The following is a 14,497-nucleotide window of genomic DNA, read 5'->3' on the forward strand; positions in this document are numbered from 1 at the left end:
TCGGCTATCTACGCTTGCTGCCGCCCAGCAACGACCCCAGCAAGCCCCGCACCAATTGGCGCCCCACCTGATTGGCGGCCTGTTGCATGGCTGACTTGAGCGCCTTGCCGGCCGCAGTCCCGAGGAATGCCCCGGCTCTGTCGGTAAAGCTCGGCTCTTCGCTCACCGGCTTGGCTTCTTCGGCTTCGGCCGGGCCCAACGCCTTGCGCGCCATCAGCACTTCATAGGCCGATTCGCGGTCAATCGGCTTGTCATAGCGGCCCTGCAACGGCGAACTGGCAATCAGGGCGGCGCGTTCGGCGTCGCTGAGCGGGCCGATCCGCGATTGCGGTGGCGCGACCAACACGCGCTGGACGACTTCCGGTGTGCCCTTTTCCTGCAAAGTGCCCACCAGTGCTTCACCGGTGCCCAGCTCTGTCAGGACCGACAACGCATCAAATGTCGGATTGGGCCGAAAACCGTCCGCCACCGCGCGCAGTGATTTCTGCTCTTTGGTGGTGAATGCGCGCAGGCCATGCTGGATACGCAAGCCAAGTTGCGCCAACACGCTGTCAGGCAAGTCCCCGGGCGATTGCGTGACGAAATACACACCCACGCCTTTCGAGCGAATCAACCGCACCACCTGTTCGAGGCGGTCCTGCAAGGCCTTGGGCGTATCGGCAAACAATAAGTGCGCTTCGTCGAAAAACAGCGCCAGCAGCGGCTTATCGGCATCGCCGCGTTCAGGCAACTGCTCGAACAGTTCAGCCAGCAGCCATAAAAGGAAGGTTGCGTACACCTTGGGGGCTTCGTGGACCAGGCGGCTGGCGTCGAGCAGGTGGATACGCCCGCGACCATCGCTGGCGGGTTGCAAAATATCCTCGAGCTGCAGCGCCGGCTCGCCGAACAACGCTTCCGCGCCCTGCTGCTCCAGCACCGCCAGGCGCCGCAACAGCGCCTGGCTGGAGCCGGTGGTCATCAGCGCCGCATCTTCACCCAGCAGTTCCGGGTGGTAGCGCAAGTGATTGAGCAGCGCCTTGAGGTCCTTCAAATCCAGCAGTAACAGGCCTTCGCGGTCCGCCACCTTGAAGGCGGCATACAACGCTGACTGCTGGCTGTCGGTGAGCTCCAGCAGGCTGCCGAGCAGCAACGGCCCCATTTCACTGATGGTGGTACGCAATGGATGACCGGACTCACCGTGAATATCCCACAGCGTGACCGGATACGCCTTGGCCGTGTAATTCAGGAAAGGCATGCCGGCGATGCGCTCGGCCACCTTGCCCTGGGGGTTGGCCGCAGCGCCGAGACCACAAAGGTCGCCCTTGATATCCGCGGCGAATACCGCCACGCCCGCATCGCTGAACGCTTCTGCCAGGCGTTGCAGGGTGACGGTCTTGCCAGTGCCCGTGGCACCGGCAACCAACCCGTGACGATTGGCCAGGCGCATGGCCTGGGCGATGGGCTGGCCATCAAGGCCGGCGCCGATAAGGAGTTGCGTGGAGTCAGGCATTTCGTCACCTATGGTTAATCTTTCGTGCCGCAAGGTCGATACACATCAATGTAAGACCCACAAAGTCTAAAAACAGGTCAGACAGCTCCTACAGGGACCTCACAGGGCTATCGCCAGAAATATCACACCTTTTTTGACGCTACCATTCTGCGCATCCCATAAGGACGCGTTTTGGATATTAAGACCTTAGCGGACCCTTCAGGCCATGAATAAAAACCTGCGCTTCAGCCACAAAATCCTGCTTGCTGCCTCCCTTATCGTCATCGCCGCCTTCGCGCTGTTTACGCTTTATAACGACTACCTGCAACGCAACGCAATTCGCGAAGATCTCAACAATTACCTGCATGAAATGGGTGATGTCACTGCCAGCAACATTCAAACCTGGCTCACCGGACGCATTGTCCTGGTGGAAAACGCAGCACAAAATATTGCGATCAATCCCGACCCCAAGGTGGTCGCCAGCCTGCTGGAACAGAAAGCCCTGACCTCCTCGTTCATGGCAACCTACGTGGGCGACAGCCAGGGCGCGTTCACTATCCGCCCCGACACCAAGATGCCGGACGGTTTCGACCCACGCGTTCGTCCTTGGTACAAAGGCGCCCAGAGCAGCAATGGTTCGACCCTGACCGAACCCTATATCGATGCCGCGACGGGGCAATTGATCATTTCCATCGCGACCCCCAGCGCCCAGGGCAGCCAGAGCATCGGCGTGGTCGGCGGCGACCTGAGCCTGCAAACCCTGGTGGACAACATCGGCGCGCTGAACTTCGGCGGCATGGGCTATGCGTTCCTGGTCAGCGCCGACGGCAAGGTGCTGGTCCACCCGGACAAAAACCTGGTGATGAAAACCCTGGCCGACGTCTACCCGAAACACACGCCGAAGATCAGCAGCGACTTCAGTGAAGTCGAGGCCAACGGCAAGGACAACATCGTGACCTTTACACCGATCAAGGGCCTGCCGTCGGTGAACTGGTACCTCGGTATTTCCGTGGATAAAGCCACCTCCTTCGCCATGCTCAGCGAATTCCGCACCTCGGCGATCATCGCCACGATCATTGCCGTGGTAATCATCATCGCCTTGCTCGGCATGCTGATCCGAGTGCTGATGCAACCGCTGCACGTGATGACTCGCGCCATGCAGGACATCGCCGATGGCGAGGGCGACCTGACCCGTCGCCTGAGCATCCAGAATCACGACGAATTCGGCATCCTGGGTAATGCGTTCAACCGCTTCGTGGAGCGGATTCATACATCGATCCGCGAAGTGTCCTCGGCCACCGGGCAGGTCAATGAAGTCGCCCTGCGGGTGGTCAGCGCGTCCAACTCGTCGATGATCAATTCCGACGAGCAGGCCAACCGCACCAACAGCGTCGCCGCGGCCATCAACCAATTGGGGGCCGCCGCCCAGGAAATCGCGCGTAACGCCGCACAAGCCTCGAACCAGGCCAGCGATGCGCGGCACTTGGCCGAAGACGGTCAGCAGGTGGTTGAACGCAATATCAAGGCAATGACTCAGTTGTCCGCGATGATCAGCGCTTCCAGCAGCAACATCGAAGCACTTAACAGCAAAACGGTGAATATCGGGCAAATCCTCGAAGTGATCACCAGCATCTCTCAGCAAACCAACCTGCTGGCGCTCAACGCCGCCATCGAGGCGGCGCGCGCCGGGGAAGCCGGACGTGGGTTTGCGGTGGTGGCCGACGAAGTGCGCAACCTGGCGCACCGCACCCAGGAATCGGCACAACAGGTGCAAACGATGATCGAGGAGCTGCAAGTCGGCGCCCGGGATTCGGTCAGTACCATGAGCGAAAGCCAGCGCCACAGCCTCGACAGCGTGGAAATCGCCAACCTGGCCGGCGAACGCCTGAACAGCGTGACCCAGCGCATCGGCGAGATCGATGGGATGAACCAGTCGGTCGCCACCGCCACCGAGGAGCAGACCTCGGTGGTGGAGTCGATCAACATGGACATCACCGAGATCAACACACTCAATCAGGAAGGCGTGGAAAACCTGCAATCGACCCTGCGCGCCTGCGCCGACCTGGAACAGCAGGCGGCACGGCTGAAGCATCTGGTGGGCAGTTTCCGTATCTGACCGACACCACAGAACCTTGTGGGAGCACAGGTCCGCCTTGCGCCCACATTGACCTTTATCAACTAGAGCGCGCGCGCCCCCAATTCCGATCGAACATCTATCATTACCTCAGGTCCACGTAAGGAGAGCTACGGATCGGAGGAATGTTCATCGTGCATATCGCGGACATCACCATGTTCTACGCCCCCGCCAGCGGTGGCGTACGCACTTATCTCGACGCCAAGCACCGGCGTCTGACGCTCAAACCCGGCATTCGCCACAGCCTGTTGGTCCCCGGCGCGCACTTGAGCGAACGGGATGGGATATTCAAGGTGCCGGCCCCCGCCCTCCCCTTCGGCAAAGGCTACCGCTTCCCCCTTCGGCTCGCGCCTTGGCGAAATGTCCTGCACGATTTACAGCCCGATCTGATCGAAGTCGGCGACCCCTACCTGACCGCCTGGGCGGCGCTGGATGCACGACGCCAACTGGATGTGCCCGTCATTGGTTTTTATCACTCGGATCTGCCGCTGCTGGTGAGTAACCGCATGGGGTCGTGGTTTACCCCGAACGCTGAAGCCTACGTCAGCAAACTCTATGGGAATTTCGACCGGGTACTGGCGCCCAGCCAAGTGATGGCTGACAAGCTCATCGGGCTTGGGGTGAATAATGTCTTCGTGCAGCCGCTGGGGGTCGACCTGCAGACGTTCTGCCCGGACGTCCGCGACCCGGGCTTGCGCGCCGAACTGGGGATCGCCGCGGATACCCGGCTGCTGATCTTCGCCGGGCGCGGTTCCAAGGAAAAAAACCTGCCGCTGCTGCTCAACTGCATGAAACGCCTGGGGGACAACTACCACTTGCTGTTGGTGGGCTCCGGCATGCCGGCCAGCGTGCCGGACAACGTCACCGTGATCGATGGGTTCCGCCCCGCCCAGCATGTCGCCCGGCTGATGGCCAGCGCCGACGCGCTGCTGCATGGCGGCGATCAGGAAACCTTCGGCCTGGTAATACTGGAGGCCATGGCCTGCGGCATACCGGTGGTCGCCGTGGCGGCCGGCGCATTTACCGAGATCATTGACGAGCGCTGCGGCCTGCTGTGTACGCCCAATAATCCACGGGCCATGGCCGATGCGGTGCGCGAGCTGTTCGGTGCCGACAGCCGTCGCCTGGGCGCGCAGGCTCGGCGTCATGTCGAACAGCATTACGCCTGGGAGACGGTCGTCGACAGCCTGTTGACGCACTATTATGCGGTGCTGGGCAGCCACAAGCCGATGCTCGCCCATGGATGAGCGCTCGGTGCTGCTGGTGCTGCACGATGTAGCACCGCAGACCTGGGCCGACTACCGCCCATTCGTCGCAGCCGTCGACGCGTTGGGCGGCGTGCCCATCACCTGGCTGGTGGTGCCGGAGTTTCATCATCATGACGCCCTGACCGCCCATGGCGACTTTCGCCGCCTGCTGGACAGCCGCGTGGCCAAGGGCGATGAGCTGACCTTGCACGGCTACTACCATTGCGACGACCAACCGGCTCCGCGCACCCCCAAAGCCTGGTTCATGCGGCGCCTGTATACCCATGAGGGTGAGTTCTACCAACTGCGCCAGGATCAGGCGCTGCAGCGTATCAGCGATGGCATCGAGGTATTCCGTCGCTACGACTGGCCGCTGCAAGGCTTTGTCGCTCCCGCCTGGCTGATGAGCCACGGCACCCGCGAGGCACTGCGCCAATTGCCGCTGACCTACACCAGCGACCCGCAGCATCTGTACCGGCTACCCGACTTCACGCCGGTCAACGCCCCGGGGCTGGTGTGGAGTGCGCGCAGTGCCTGGCGCCGAGGTCTGTCCAAGTGTCTCAGCGACCGACGGGAACAGCGCTGGCAGGCGGCCCCGGTGATTCGCCTGGGGCTGCACCCGGTGGACATGCGCCACGAATTTTCCCGCCGCTACTGGCTTGAAACCCTACAACGCCTGCTCAACGCCGGACGCACACCACTGACCAAGGCCGCTTGGCTGGCCACCCAGCCATGAGCCGGGTGATCTGGCTGCTGCTGGGCCTGCTGCTGGCGCTGGCGATTCCCGTGTGGCTGGGAGGTGGCGAAACCGTTACGCGCCTGAAGCAATTCCCGCTGCCCCAACTGTCGCTGATGTTCGGCATGATTATCCTGTGCTGGCTGATCAACAGCGTGCGTATCCGCTTATTACTGGGCGAGCAACGCGGCCAACTGGGGCGACTCAACAGCCTGGGCGTGGTGATATCGACCGAATTCGCCATGTGCGCCACGCCCGGAGGTAGCGGCGGGCCACTGACACTGATGGTCCTGCTGGCGCGCAACGGCATACGTCCGGCCCATGGCAGCGCGGTGTTCGCCATGGATCAGTTGAGCGACTTGCTGTTTTTTTTCTGCGCACTGGTGGGAATCGCGTTGTACGCAGTGTTCCACAGCCTCAGCCCACGCCTGGAGTGGCTGTTGGGGCTCAGTGCGGCATCGATGGTGGGCGCAGTGTTCAGCGCTGTGCTGCTGGTGCGCTTTCATCGCCGCCTGATACGCCTGAGCGGCACCTTGCTCCAGCGATGCAAGGTAAGCACCGCGACTCGCCGGCGCTGGGCGCGCAAAGTGTTGCGCTTCCTGGCGGCATTTACCCAAACGCTGAAATTGCCGTGGCGCACCCTGTCCGCCGTGTTTGCCTTGACCAGCCTGCATTGGATACTGCGCTACAGCGTGCTTTACCTTGCGGTGCAAGGGTTGGGAGGCGATGTGCAGTGGGCCTGGAGTTTCCTGATCCAGATGCTGTCGTTGACGGCGGGCCAGTTCAGCCTTATGCCCGGCGGGGCCGGTGCGGCGGAGTTGACGTCAGCGGCCTTGCTCGCGCCCTGGCTGGGCAAATCCAGCGCAGCGGCGGCGATTCTGATCTGGCGGGCGGTGACCTACTATTTCTATCTGCTGGCCGGTGGGCCGGTGTTTCTGCTGATGCTCGGCAGGCCGCTGCTCAAGCGTCTGTTTCAGGGGACGCCGGCCGTTTCTGCAACTCGTCCCACAATTGGGCTGCCCCAGGAAAGTCAGTACCATCCTCGGCCTCCAGCTCATCCGGGTCATAGCGACTCAGACACCCCTCGCCCAACGTAGCGGGCGCCCTGGACGTAGCTTTATCGAGTGGATCGGTCATGGGCTTGTCCTGCTGGGCAGATCAATGAAAAAAGGCCTGGGACGATTTAACGCCCAGGCCCTTCATTCTTCAATCAAAACGCGTTGATCAGAACACGACTGTTTTGTTGCCGTGTACCAGCACGCGGTCTTCCAAGTGATAGCGCAGACCACGGGCCAGGACCATTTTCTCGACGTCACGGCCGAAGCGCACCATGTCATCAATACTGTCGCTGTGGCTGACACGCACCACGTCCTGCTCGATGATCGGGCCGGCGTCCAGTTCTTCGGTGACGTAATGGCACGTTGCGCCAATCAACTTCACGCCACGCAGGGAAGCCTGGTGGTACGGTTTGGCACCGACAAACGACGGCAGGAAGCTGTGGTGAATGTTGATCACCTTGCCGGCGTATTCGCGGCACAGTTCCGGCGGCAGGATCTGCATGTAGCGCGCCAGCACCACGACGTCGGTTTCATGCTGCTTGACCAGGCGGGACACCTCGGCGAACGCCGGTTCCTTGTCCTGCGGGTTGACCGGCACATGGTAGTACGGGATGCCATGCCACTCGACCATGCTACGCAGGTCGTCGTGGTTGGAGATCACGCAGGCGATCTCACAGTCCAGCTCGTCGCTGTGCCAGCGGTGCAGCAAGTCCGCCAGGCAGTGCGATTCACGGCTGGCCATCAACACCACACGTTTTTTCTGCTCGGTATCGCTGATGTGCCAGATCATCGAAAACTCTTCGGCGATCGGCGCAAACGCCTCGCGAAACGCCTCAAGGCCAAAGGGCAGCGTATCGGCACGGATTTCGTGGCGCATGAAGAACCAACCGCTGAGATTGTCCGAGTGATGGCTCGCCTCGGTGATCCAGCCGTTGTGGGAGGCCAGAAAGTTACTGACTTTGGCAACGATGCCAACCCGGTCCGGGCAAGCGATCACCAGCCGAAAAGTGTGCATTAGGGGGGAACTCCAGAACTTCGCAAAGGCGGCCATTCTAGCGATTACGCAGAAAAACTGCAGTATCCGTTGACGCTTATTCTGCCCTCGCCTTGACCACACCCCTTAATAACGTAGGGTTTTACCACCGCTATATGCATGTGCATCGGCACGCTCAGGCAGTTAGCGGAAATTAAGCAGGTAGTCTTTGCCCATACCCGCTACTAATTAACTCGTTTGCATAGATTTGCCACAAACATTCAAAGTAATTCACATAAATGTTCCCTTAAATGTTTACTTGGGGAAATAGCCTGACTATTATTGGGCCACTATCCCTGTCAATCAGCGCTCTACATAAGGTAGTCCACATGTCCCTGATCAACGAATACCGTGCCACCGAAGAAGCTATCAAAGAGCTGCAAGCCCGTTTGAAGAATCTGTCCCAAGACGACAAACTGCAAACCGAGCTGGAATTCGAAGGCAAACTGCGTACCCTGATGGGTGAATACTCCAAATCCCTGCGTGACATCATCGCGCTGCTGGATCCAGAGTCTAAAGTTAAAGCACCGCGCGGCGCAGTGAAAACTACCGGCACCAAGCGTGCCCGCAAGGTCAAGCAATACAAAAACCCGCACAACGGCGAAGTGATTGAAACCAAAGGTGGCAACCACAAGACGCTGAAAGAGTGGAAAGCCAAGTGGGGCGGTGACGTGGTTGAAGGCTGGGCTACCCTGCTGGGCTAAGCCTCGCCAGGCTCTTGCCTGATACGCGACAGACGAAAAACGCCAGCTTGCTGGCGTTTTTTATTGTCTGAATAATCTGCAATTGCCTGATTACAGATTGAACCGAACGGCTAAAGAGTCAGCATACTCCTGCCATTGATCCAGCACCTGACGCTGAAACGGCGTGGCACTAACAGCCAATTCAATACGAGCACGTTTAAATGCCTCCAAGGTATTGGGTGCACCCCATTCGCCATCTGACAAGCGTTGCTGACAGAAAAGTTTCCAGCGTTGTTGCTCCTCGCTGTTCAAGGTTGCAGGAAAGTTGCGCGCACGGTAGCGAAATAATAATTCCGGCAAACGCTGATCATCAAAGGGCCACTGCTGCCGCGCCAATTGCGCCGGCTCTGCCGCGCGGACTTGTTCGCACAAACGACGATCGCGGTCGCCGATAAAACCATCATAGAGCTGCTGCTCCGGGTCCGAACTCGGTGCAAAATCTTCCTCGGCATAAATCTCCGCCAACTTGTCGCGCCAAACTTCCTGTGCGTCAGTTAGCCGCAGCGCCCGCGCCTGATAAGCGTCCATATCCAATTGCAGTCGTTCACGGTCTTGCGCCCGCAGCACATTCAATGGCGCCACCACCGGGCAGCGGTTGATATGCAACAACTTGAGCGGTACCGGTAACTCGCCTGCGGCCAGGTCATCACGACGGGTGTAGAGGCGCTGACGCAAGGTATTGGCGTCGAGGTCCAGCAGCCCTTGCGGATCAAGGCCCAGGTCACAGACGATCAACGCGTTGCGATTGCGCGGGTGCCAGGCCAGGGGCAGTACAACGCCGAGGAAATGGCGCTCGGCTGAAAAACGCCCGGAGATATGCACCATCGGTTGCAGCAGCCGCACCTGGTCCATCACCCGTTGCTTGCTGCGCAATTGGAATAGCCAGTCGTACAACCTGGGCTGTTTTTCACGGACCAATCGGGCCAGGGCAATGGTCGCGCGCACGTCGGACAACGCATCGTGGGCCTGGCCATGGGCGATCCCGTTGGCCTCGGTCAAACGCTCCAGCTTGAGGGTGACACGCCCATCCTGCTCGGGCCAGACGATTCCCTCCGGGCGCAGCGCGTAGGCGGTACGCATCACATCGATCAAGTCCCAGCGGCTGTTACCGCCCTGCCATTCACGCGCGTAAGGGTCGAAGAAATTGCGATAGAGGCTGTAACGGGTCATTTCATCGTCAAACCGCAGGGTGTTGTAACCCACCCCACAGGTACCGGGAGCCGCCAGTTCGGCATGCACCCGCGTCATGAAATCGGCTTCGGCCAAGCCCTTTTCCGCCAGCATGCGCGGGGTGATGCCGGTGATCGCACAGGCCGCCGGATGGGGCAGGATATCGTCGCTGGGTTGGCAATACAGGTTGACCGGCGGGCCAACCTCGTTGAGGTCGACATCGGTGCGAATACCGGCGACCTGGAGGGGGCGATCGCTGCGCGGGTTGATGCCGGTGGTTTCATAGTCGTACCAGAAAAGAGTGGTCACGGGCTATTCCTGTGCTGAAGATCGACGAAGTCTAGGCGCTGGAAGGTGCCTGAGGCCAGCGCCAGTTCAACTGTATAAACATCCAGCAAAACCTTGAATGGTTGCTTCCATCGCCGACACTGCTAGCATCCGTGTCTTCCAACCGCTCTGCGCTGCCAAGGATCGCGATGCCATCAGCTCCATTGGATACCCGTTACCAGATCGAGACCCCGGAGGGCATCGACCTGCCCTTGCGCCCGGCCGGCCTGCTGCCACGTGCGCTGGCCTTCGCCTTCGACCTGGGCGTGCGCGGGTTGCTCATGGGCATCCTGCTGGTTCCGTTGGCCCTGCTCGGCAACATCGGCATAGGGCTGGGCTCGTTGCTGCTGTTCCTGGTCAGTTGGTGGTACATGGTGCTGTTTGAAGTACTCAACCAGGGCTGCTCGCCGGGCAAGCAGGTCATGGGGATGCGCGTGGTACAGGATGACGGCACGCCCATCAGTTGGTCGGCCTCACTCATCCGCAACCTGCTGCGCTTTGTCGATATGCTGCCGTTCGGCTACTTTCTCGGCGCCATCAGTTGCCTGCAGCACCCTAACTTCAAACGGCTCGGTGATCTGGCGGCCGGCACGCTGGTGGTCTACCGCGAACTGCCATTGGCACGCCCCAAGGTGCCGCAGGCCCCTGCCCTGCGCCTGCCATTTGCCCTGGACCTGAGCGAACAGCGCGCCATCCTCAATTTCGCCGAGCGCCAGGGCGAACTGTCCGCCGAGCGAGTACAGGAACTGGCCTCGATCCTCGCCACGCCCCTGCAGGTGTCCCCGGCTCGCGCTGTCGAGCAGCTCAACGGCGTGGCCCGTGGCTTGCTGGGGCCGACATGAAACAGAGCCTGTTCGAAAGCCGTCATCAGCCCCAATGGCAAGCGTTCGCCGAACAACTGACGCAGTTGGAACAAGGCAAGGCCAAGGCCGCTGAGCTGGCTGATTTCCCTCATCAGTATCGACGCCTGTGCCAGCACCTGGCCATGGCCCAGGAGCGCGGCTACAGCAGTTACCTGGTGGACCCGCTGCAACAACTGGCCCTGCGCGGCCACCAACAGCTGTATCGCCACCGCAGCCAATTGGGTGCGAACGTATTGGCTTTCCTGCTGGCCGGTTTCCCCCGGCTGGTGCGTGAACAGTGGCGCTTCGTGTTGATCGCCAGCCTGCTGTTCTTCGGCAGCCTGGTGGGTATTGCACTGCTGGTGTACCTGTTTCCCGAACTGATCTACAGCGTCGTCAGCCCCCAGCAGGTGGCCGAGATGCATAGCATGTACGACCCGGACGCCAGTCGCCTGGGCCGCGTCGCCGAACGTGCATCCAGTGAAGACTGGATGATGTTCGGCTACTACGTGATGCACAACATCGGCATCGCCTTCCAGACCTTTGCCGCGGGCTTGCTGTTCGGCCTGGGCAGCGTGTTCTTTCTGATATTCAACGGCCTGATCATCGGTGCGATCTCCGGGCACCTCACTGAAATCGGCTACGGCCAGACCTTCTGGTCGTTTGTCATCGGCCACGGTGCCTTCGAACTCAGCGCAATTGCCCTGGCTGGCGCGGCAGGCTTGCAGTTGGGCTGGGCGTTGATCGCTCCGGGGCACCTGACACGCGGTGAATCCCTGCGGCTGGCGGCACGTAAAAGCGTGCAGATGCTCTGCGGCGTCATGCTGTTCCTGCTGATCGCAGCATTTATCGAAGCCTACTGGTCTTCCACCACCGCGATCGCGCCTTGGGTCAAATACCTGGTGGGCGCGGGGCTCTGGCTACTGGTGGCCGCCTACCTGACCCTTGCCGGACGGACTCGCCATGCGCCTGAGTGATGCCAGCGTAGTGATTCGCCCGCGAACATCATGGGAAGCCATGGACCTGGGCGTGTTAATGGCCCAGGAACACCGACTGCTGCTGATGGCCAGTTGGGCGCTGGTGAGCCTGCCGATATTCATCGCGCTTAGCGTTCTGTTGTGGCAATACCCGTCCACGGCCTTGTTTGTGTTCTGGTGGTTGAAGCCGGCCTTCGACCGGCTGCCCCTGTATATTCTGTCCAAGGCCCTGTTTGGCGAGACGCCCAGCCTGAAACAGGCCGTGCGTCACTGGCCGCGCCTGCTCAAGGGCCAACTCCTGGCCAGCCTGACCTGGCGGCGACTGAGCCTGAGCCGCAGCTTTTTGATGCCGGTCAGCCAACTCGAGGGCCTGGATGGTCAGGCACGCCAAAAACGCCTGGGCGTGCTGCAACAACACAACGCCGGCGCGGCGCGCTGGTTGACCACGCTCGGTGTACACCTGGAAATCGGCCTGTGGTTCGGCTGCATGGCGCTGTTCTATCTGTTCATCCCCCAGCAGGTTGAACTGGATTGGGACTGGCAACGGCTGGCCCTGGCAACCGGCCCGGAGGGGTTGTGGCTGGAACACCTGAGCAACGCCTTCTACGCGCTGGTCCTGGTGTTCTGGGAACCGATCTACGTCGCCTGTGGTTTCAGCCTCTACCTCAACCGTCGCACCGTGCTGGAAGCGTGGGACCTTGAGCTGGTTTTTCGCCGCCTGCGCCAGCGCCTGAGCAGCGCGGCCCCGTTGCTACTGCTGGTGATCGGGCTGATGCTGCTGCCGCTGGGCCGACCCGCGATGGCCGATGACTCGCCCCCCACCCGGCAAGTCACCCCCCAATCCGCCAGCCAATCGATCAAGGCGCTGCTGGACAAGCCTCCGTTCAAAAATCCGGAAACCGTCACGCGCTATCGCTTTGCTGACGAAAAACCCAACACCAAGCCCCAGGCACGCGGTGACGGCAAACTACCGGCCTGGCTGCAAGCACTGCTGGACAACTTCAACAGCGACGCCTTCAAGCATCTCGCCCAAGGCCTGGAGGTGCTGCTGTGGAGTCTGTTGGCGGGCGGCGTGGCGTTGCTCGCCTGGCGTTATCGCGAGTGGCTGCGCACCTTTGTCAGCCGGCGTGGGCCACGCCAACCCAAGCTCGCCAAACCGACACCCACCCAACTGTTCGGCCTGGAGCTGGGCGCCGAAACCCTGCCCGATGACATTGCCAGCGCCGCCGAGCGACTATGGCCCAACCACCCCAGGGAAGCCCTGGGCCTGTTGTATCGCGGGCTGCTCAGCCGGTTACTGCACGACTTCAACCTGCCACTGAAAACCGCCGACACCGAAGGCCAGGTCCTGGAACGCGTTCAACGCTTGCAACTACCACAATTGCTGGCATTCAGCGACGAATTGACCCGGCACTGGCAAAACCTCGCCTACGGGCACCGCCTTCCGCCCACGGAGGTACAGCAGCAGTTGTGCAACGATTGGCGCACCCTGTTCAGCTCGGGAGTCGCCCGATGAAGCGGCCATTGCTGTGGGTGGGGTTGCTGCTTGCTTGCCTGCTGGGGGCGGGCGGCCTGTATGTGTGGCACAAGGCAATGCCTTATGACGAAGTGGTGGATCGCGGCCCTTCCCCCGAAGCATTGGGCAATCCCTACCTGGCGGCCGAACACTTTCTGCGCCAGCAAGGCCTGGCGGTGGAGCGTGCCAGCGGCCTTGAACAGCTCTCCGATCTGCCCCCCAGAGGCCGCAGCCTGTTGCTGCTGGGCGAACGCGACAACATGACCCCGCGCCAGGTGGATCAACTGCTGGACTGGGCAAAGTCCGGTGGCCACCTGCTGGTGGTGGCCGAAGCGCTGTGGGATGAAGAAACCGCTAAAAGCGGCGACCTGCTGCTCGACCGCCTGCATATCCAGCAGACCTTGAGCGACGAATCCGAGCAACCCGCTCCGGCACGCAAACAGAAAAAACCGGACCTGACCAAGCTCTATGTCGACAATGAAACCGCCCCGGCGTATTTCAGCTTCGATACCGACTTCAATCTCACCGACCCCAAGCACCTGGCCCAGTTTTCCGCCAACAGCGCCAGGTCCAGCCACCTGATGCAACTCAATCTCGGCCAAGGCCGTGTGACAGTCGTCACCGACAGCGACTTATGGAAAACCCCGGGAATCGGCCAACACGATAACGCCTGGCTGCTGTGGTACCTCAACCAGGGCACCGACGTGAGCCTGCTGTTCAACAGCGACGTGGACGACCTGTTCACCTTGTTGATGCGCTATTTCCCCCAGGCGCTGGTGGCGCTCGCCGCGCTGATCGCCCTGGCGCTCTGGCAGGCCGGCATGCGCCAAGGCCCGATCCACGCGCCAGCGCCCAGAGCTCGCCGACAACTGCAGGAACACTTGCAGGCCAGCGCCGACTTCCTGCTGCGCCGCAGCGGCCAGGGCACCCTGTTGCACGCCTTGCAGCGCGATATCCTGCGCGCCGCAAGGCGGCGCCACCCTGGCTTTGAACACCTAAACACCGCAGACCAGTGGCAGGTGCTTGAACACCTGACGCGCCAACCCTCTCACGTGATCAGCCAGGCCCTTGGCCCACTTGCGGCAAAACGGCTTTCCAGCGCCGATTTCAGCCGCCAGGTGGCGTGCCTGCAAACGCTCAGGAATGCACTATGACCCCGCGTTCTGTGACGAAGGTGCGTGGTACAACGCCAGCAAGAGGGCGCTGCGCCTCGACTCTGAGGTTCAGCGGCTCGTGGAATCCACAC

At 61.1% G+C, this 14,497-nt stretch carries 12 protein-coding genes and 1 pseudogene; 10 read left to right on the plus strand and 3 right to left on the minus strand.

Features of this window, described 5'->3' with window-relative positions:
* Positions 1-4 precede the first annotated feature (4 nt).
* Entirely contained in the window at positions 5-1,489 is a 1,485-nt protein-coding gene (locus PverR02_RS25125) for a helicase HerA-like domain-containing protein (protein ID WP_046382248.1), read from the minus strand.
* A gap of 205 nt (positions 1,490-1,694) precedes the next feature.
* Between PverR02_RS25125 and PverR02_RS33185 the strand changes: the two are divergent.
* The 5 genes and pseudogenes from PverR02_RS33185 to PverR02_RS25145 all read left to right on the plus strand — a co-directional run.
* Positions 1,695-2,726: pseudogene (locus PverR02_RS33185) on the plus strand (HAMP domain-containing protein); the annotation flags it as partial.
* A gap of 93 nt (positions 2,727-2,819) precedes the next feature.
* The gene (locus PverR02_RS33190) at positions 2,820-3,584 is read left to right on the plus strand and encodes a methyl-accepting chemotaxis protein (RefSeq protein ID WP_370737559.1); all 765 of its coding nucleotides are present in this window, start codon (positions 2,820-2,822) and stop codon (positions 3,582-3,584) included.
* Between the two features lie 143 nt (positions 3,585-3,727).
* Positions 3,728-4,849: a glycosyltransferase family 4 protein gene (locus tag PverR02_RS25135; RefSeq protein WP_046382247.1), complete on the plus strand. Its 1,122-nt coding sequence runs from the start codon at positions 3,728-3,730 to the stop codon at positions 4,847-4,849.
* Positions 4,842-5,585, plus strand: coding sequence for a DUF2334 domain-containing protein (locus PverR02_RS25140; protein WP_079444595.1), 744 nt, complete (start codon positions 4,842-4,844; stop codon positions 5,583-5,585). The genes PverR02_RS25135 and PverR02_RS25140 overlap by 8 nt, the downstream gene beginning before the upstream one ends.
* Entirely contained in the window at positions 5,582-6,682 is a 1,101-nt protein-coding gene (locus PverR02_RS25145; RefSeq protein WP_046382245.1) for a lysylphosphatidylglycerol synthase transmembrane domain-containing protein, read from the plus strand. The genes PverR02_RS25140 and PverR02_RS25145 overlap by 4 nt, the downstream gene beginning before the upstream one ends.
* 127 nt (positions 6,683-6,809) lie before the next feature.
* Here the strand turns inward: PverR02_RS25145 and purU are convergent, their stop codons facing one another.
* Complete coding sequence (gene purU, locus PverR02_RS25150) at positions 6,810-7,658, minus strand: formyltetrahydrofolate deformylase (protein WP_017847102.1); 849 nt, start codon at positions 7,656-7,658, stop codon at positions 6,810-6,812.
* Between the two features lie 347 nt (positions 7,659-8,005).
* Between purU and mvaT the strand changes: the two genes are divergently transcribed.
* Positions 8,006-8,380, plus strand: a complete 375-nt coding sequence (mvaT, locus tag PverR02_RS25155) for a histone-like nucleoid-structuring protein MvaT (RefSeq protein ID WP_005790963.1) — start codon at positions 8,006-8,008, stop codon at positions 8,378-8,380.
* Between the two features lie 90 nt (positions 8,381-8,470).
* Here the strand turns inward: mvaT and sbcB are convergent, their stop codons facing one another.
* Positions 8,471-9,898 carry an exodeoxyribonuclease I gene (gene sbcB, locus PverR02_RS25160; RefSeq protein WP_017846069.1) on the minus strand — a complete coding sequence of 476 codons (1,428 nt, stop codon included), beginning with the start codon at positions 9,896-9,898 and terminating at the stop codon, positions 8,471-8,473.
* Positions 9,899-10,065: 167 nt separating this feature from the next.
* On the opposite strand from sbcB, the gene PverR02_RS25165 reads away from it, so the two are divergent.
* From PverR02_RS25165 to PverR02_RS25180, 4 genes are read left to right on the plus strand one after another with little or no spacing between them, the layout of a single operon-like run.
* Positions 10,066-10,758 (plus strand): RDD family protein, encoded by a 693-nt coding sequence (locus PverR02_RS25165; RefSeq protein WP_079444596.1) that lies wholly within the window; start codon positions 10,066-10,068, stop codon positions 10,756-10,758.
* On the plus strand, positions 10,755-11,735 hold the full coding sequence (locus tag PverR02_RS25170; protein ID WP_017846071.1) for a stage II sporulation protein M: 981 nt from the start codon (positions 10,755-10,757) through the stop codon (positions 11,733-11,735). Before PverR02_RS25165 ends, PverR02_RS25170 begins: the two co-directional genes overlap by 4 nt.
* Positions 11,722-13,251, plus strand: coding sequence for a DUF4129 domain-containing protein (locus PverR02_RS25175; protein WP_079444597.1), 1,530 nt, complete (start codon positions 11,722-11,724; stop codon positions 13,249-13,251). The genes PverR02_RS25170 and PverR02_RS25175 overlap by 14 nt, the downstream gene beginning before the upstream one ends.
* A complete protein-coding gene (locus tag PverR02_RS25180; protein ID WP_079444598.1) occupies positions 13,248-14,405 on the plus strand; it encodes a DUF4350 domain-containing protein in 1,158 nt (385 codons plus the stop codon). The genes PverR02_RS25175 and PverR02_RS25180 overlap by 4 nt, the downstream gene beginning before the upstream one ends.
* The last annotated feature ends 92 nt before the right edge of the window (positions 14,406-14,497 follow it).

Source organism: Pseudomonas veronii, from assembly GCF_002028325.1.
In the GTDB taxonomy this organism is placed as follows: Bacteria; Pseudomonadota; Gammaproteobacteria; order Pseudomonadales; family Pseudomonadaceae; genus Aquipseudomonas; species Aquipseudomonas veronii.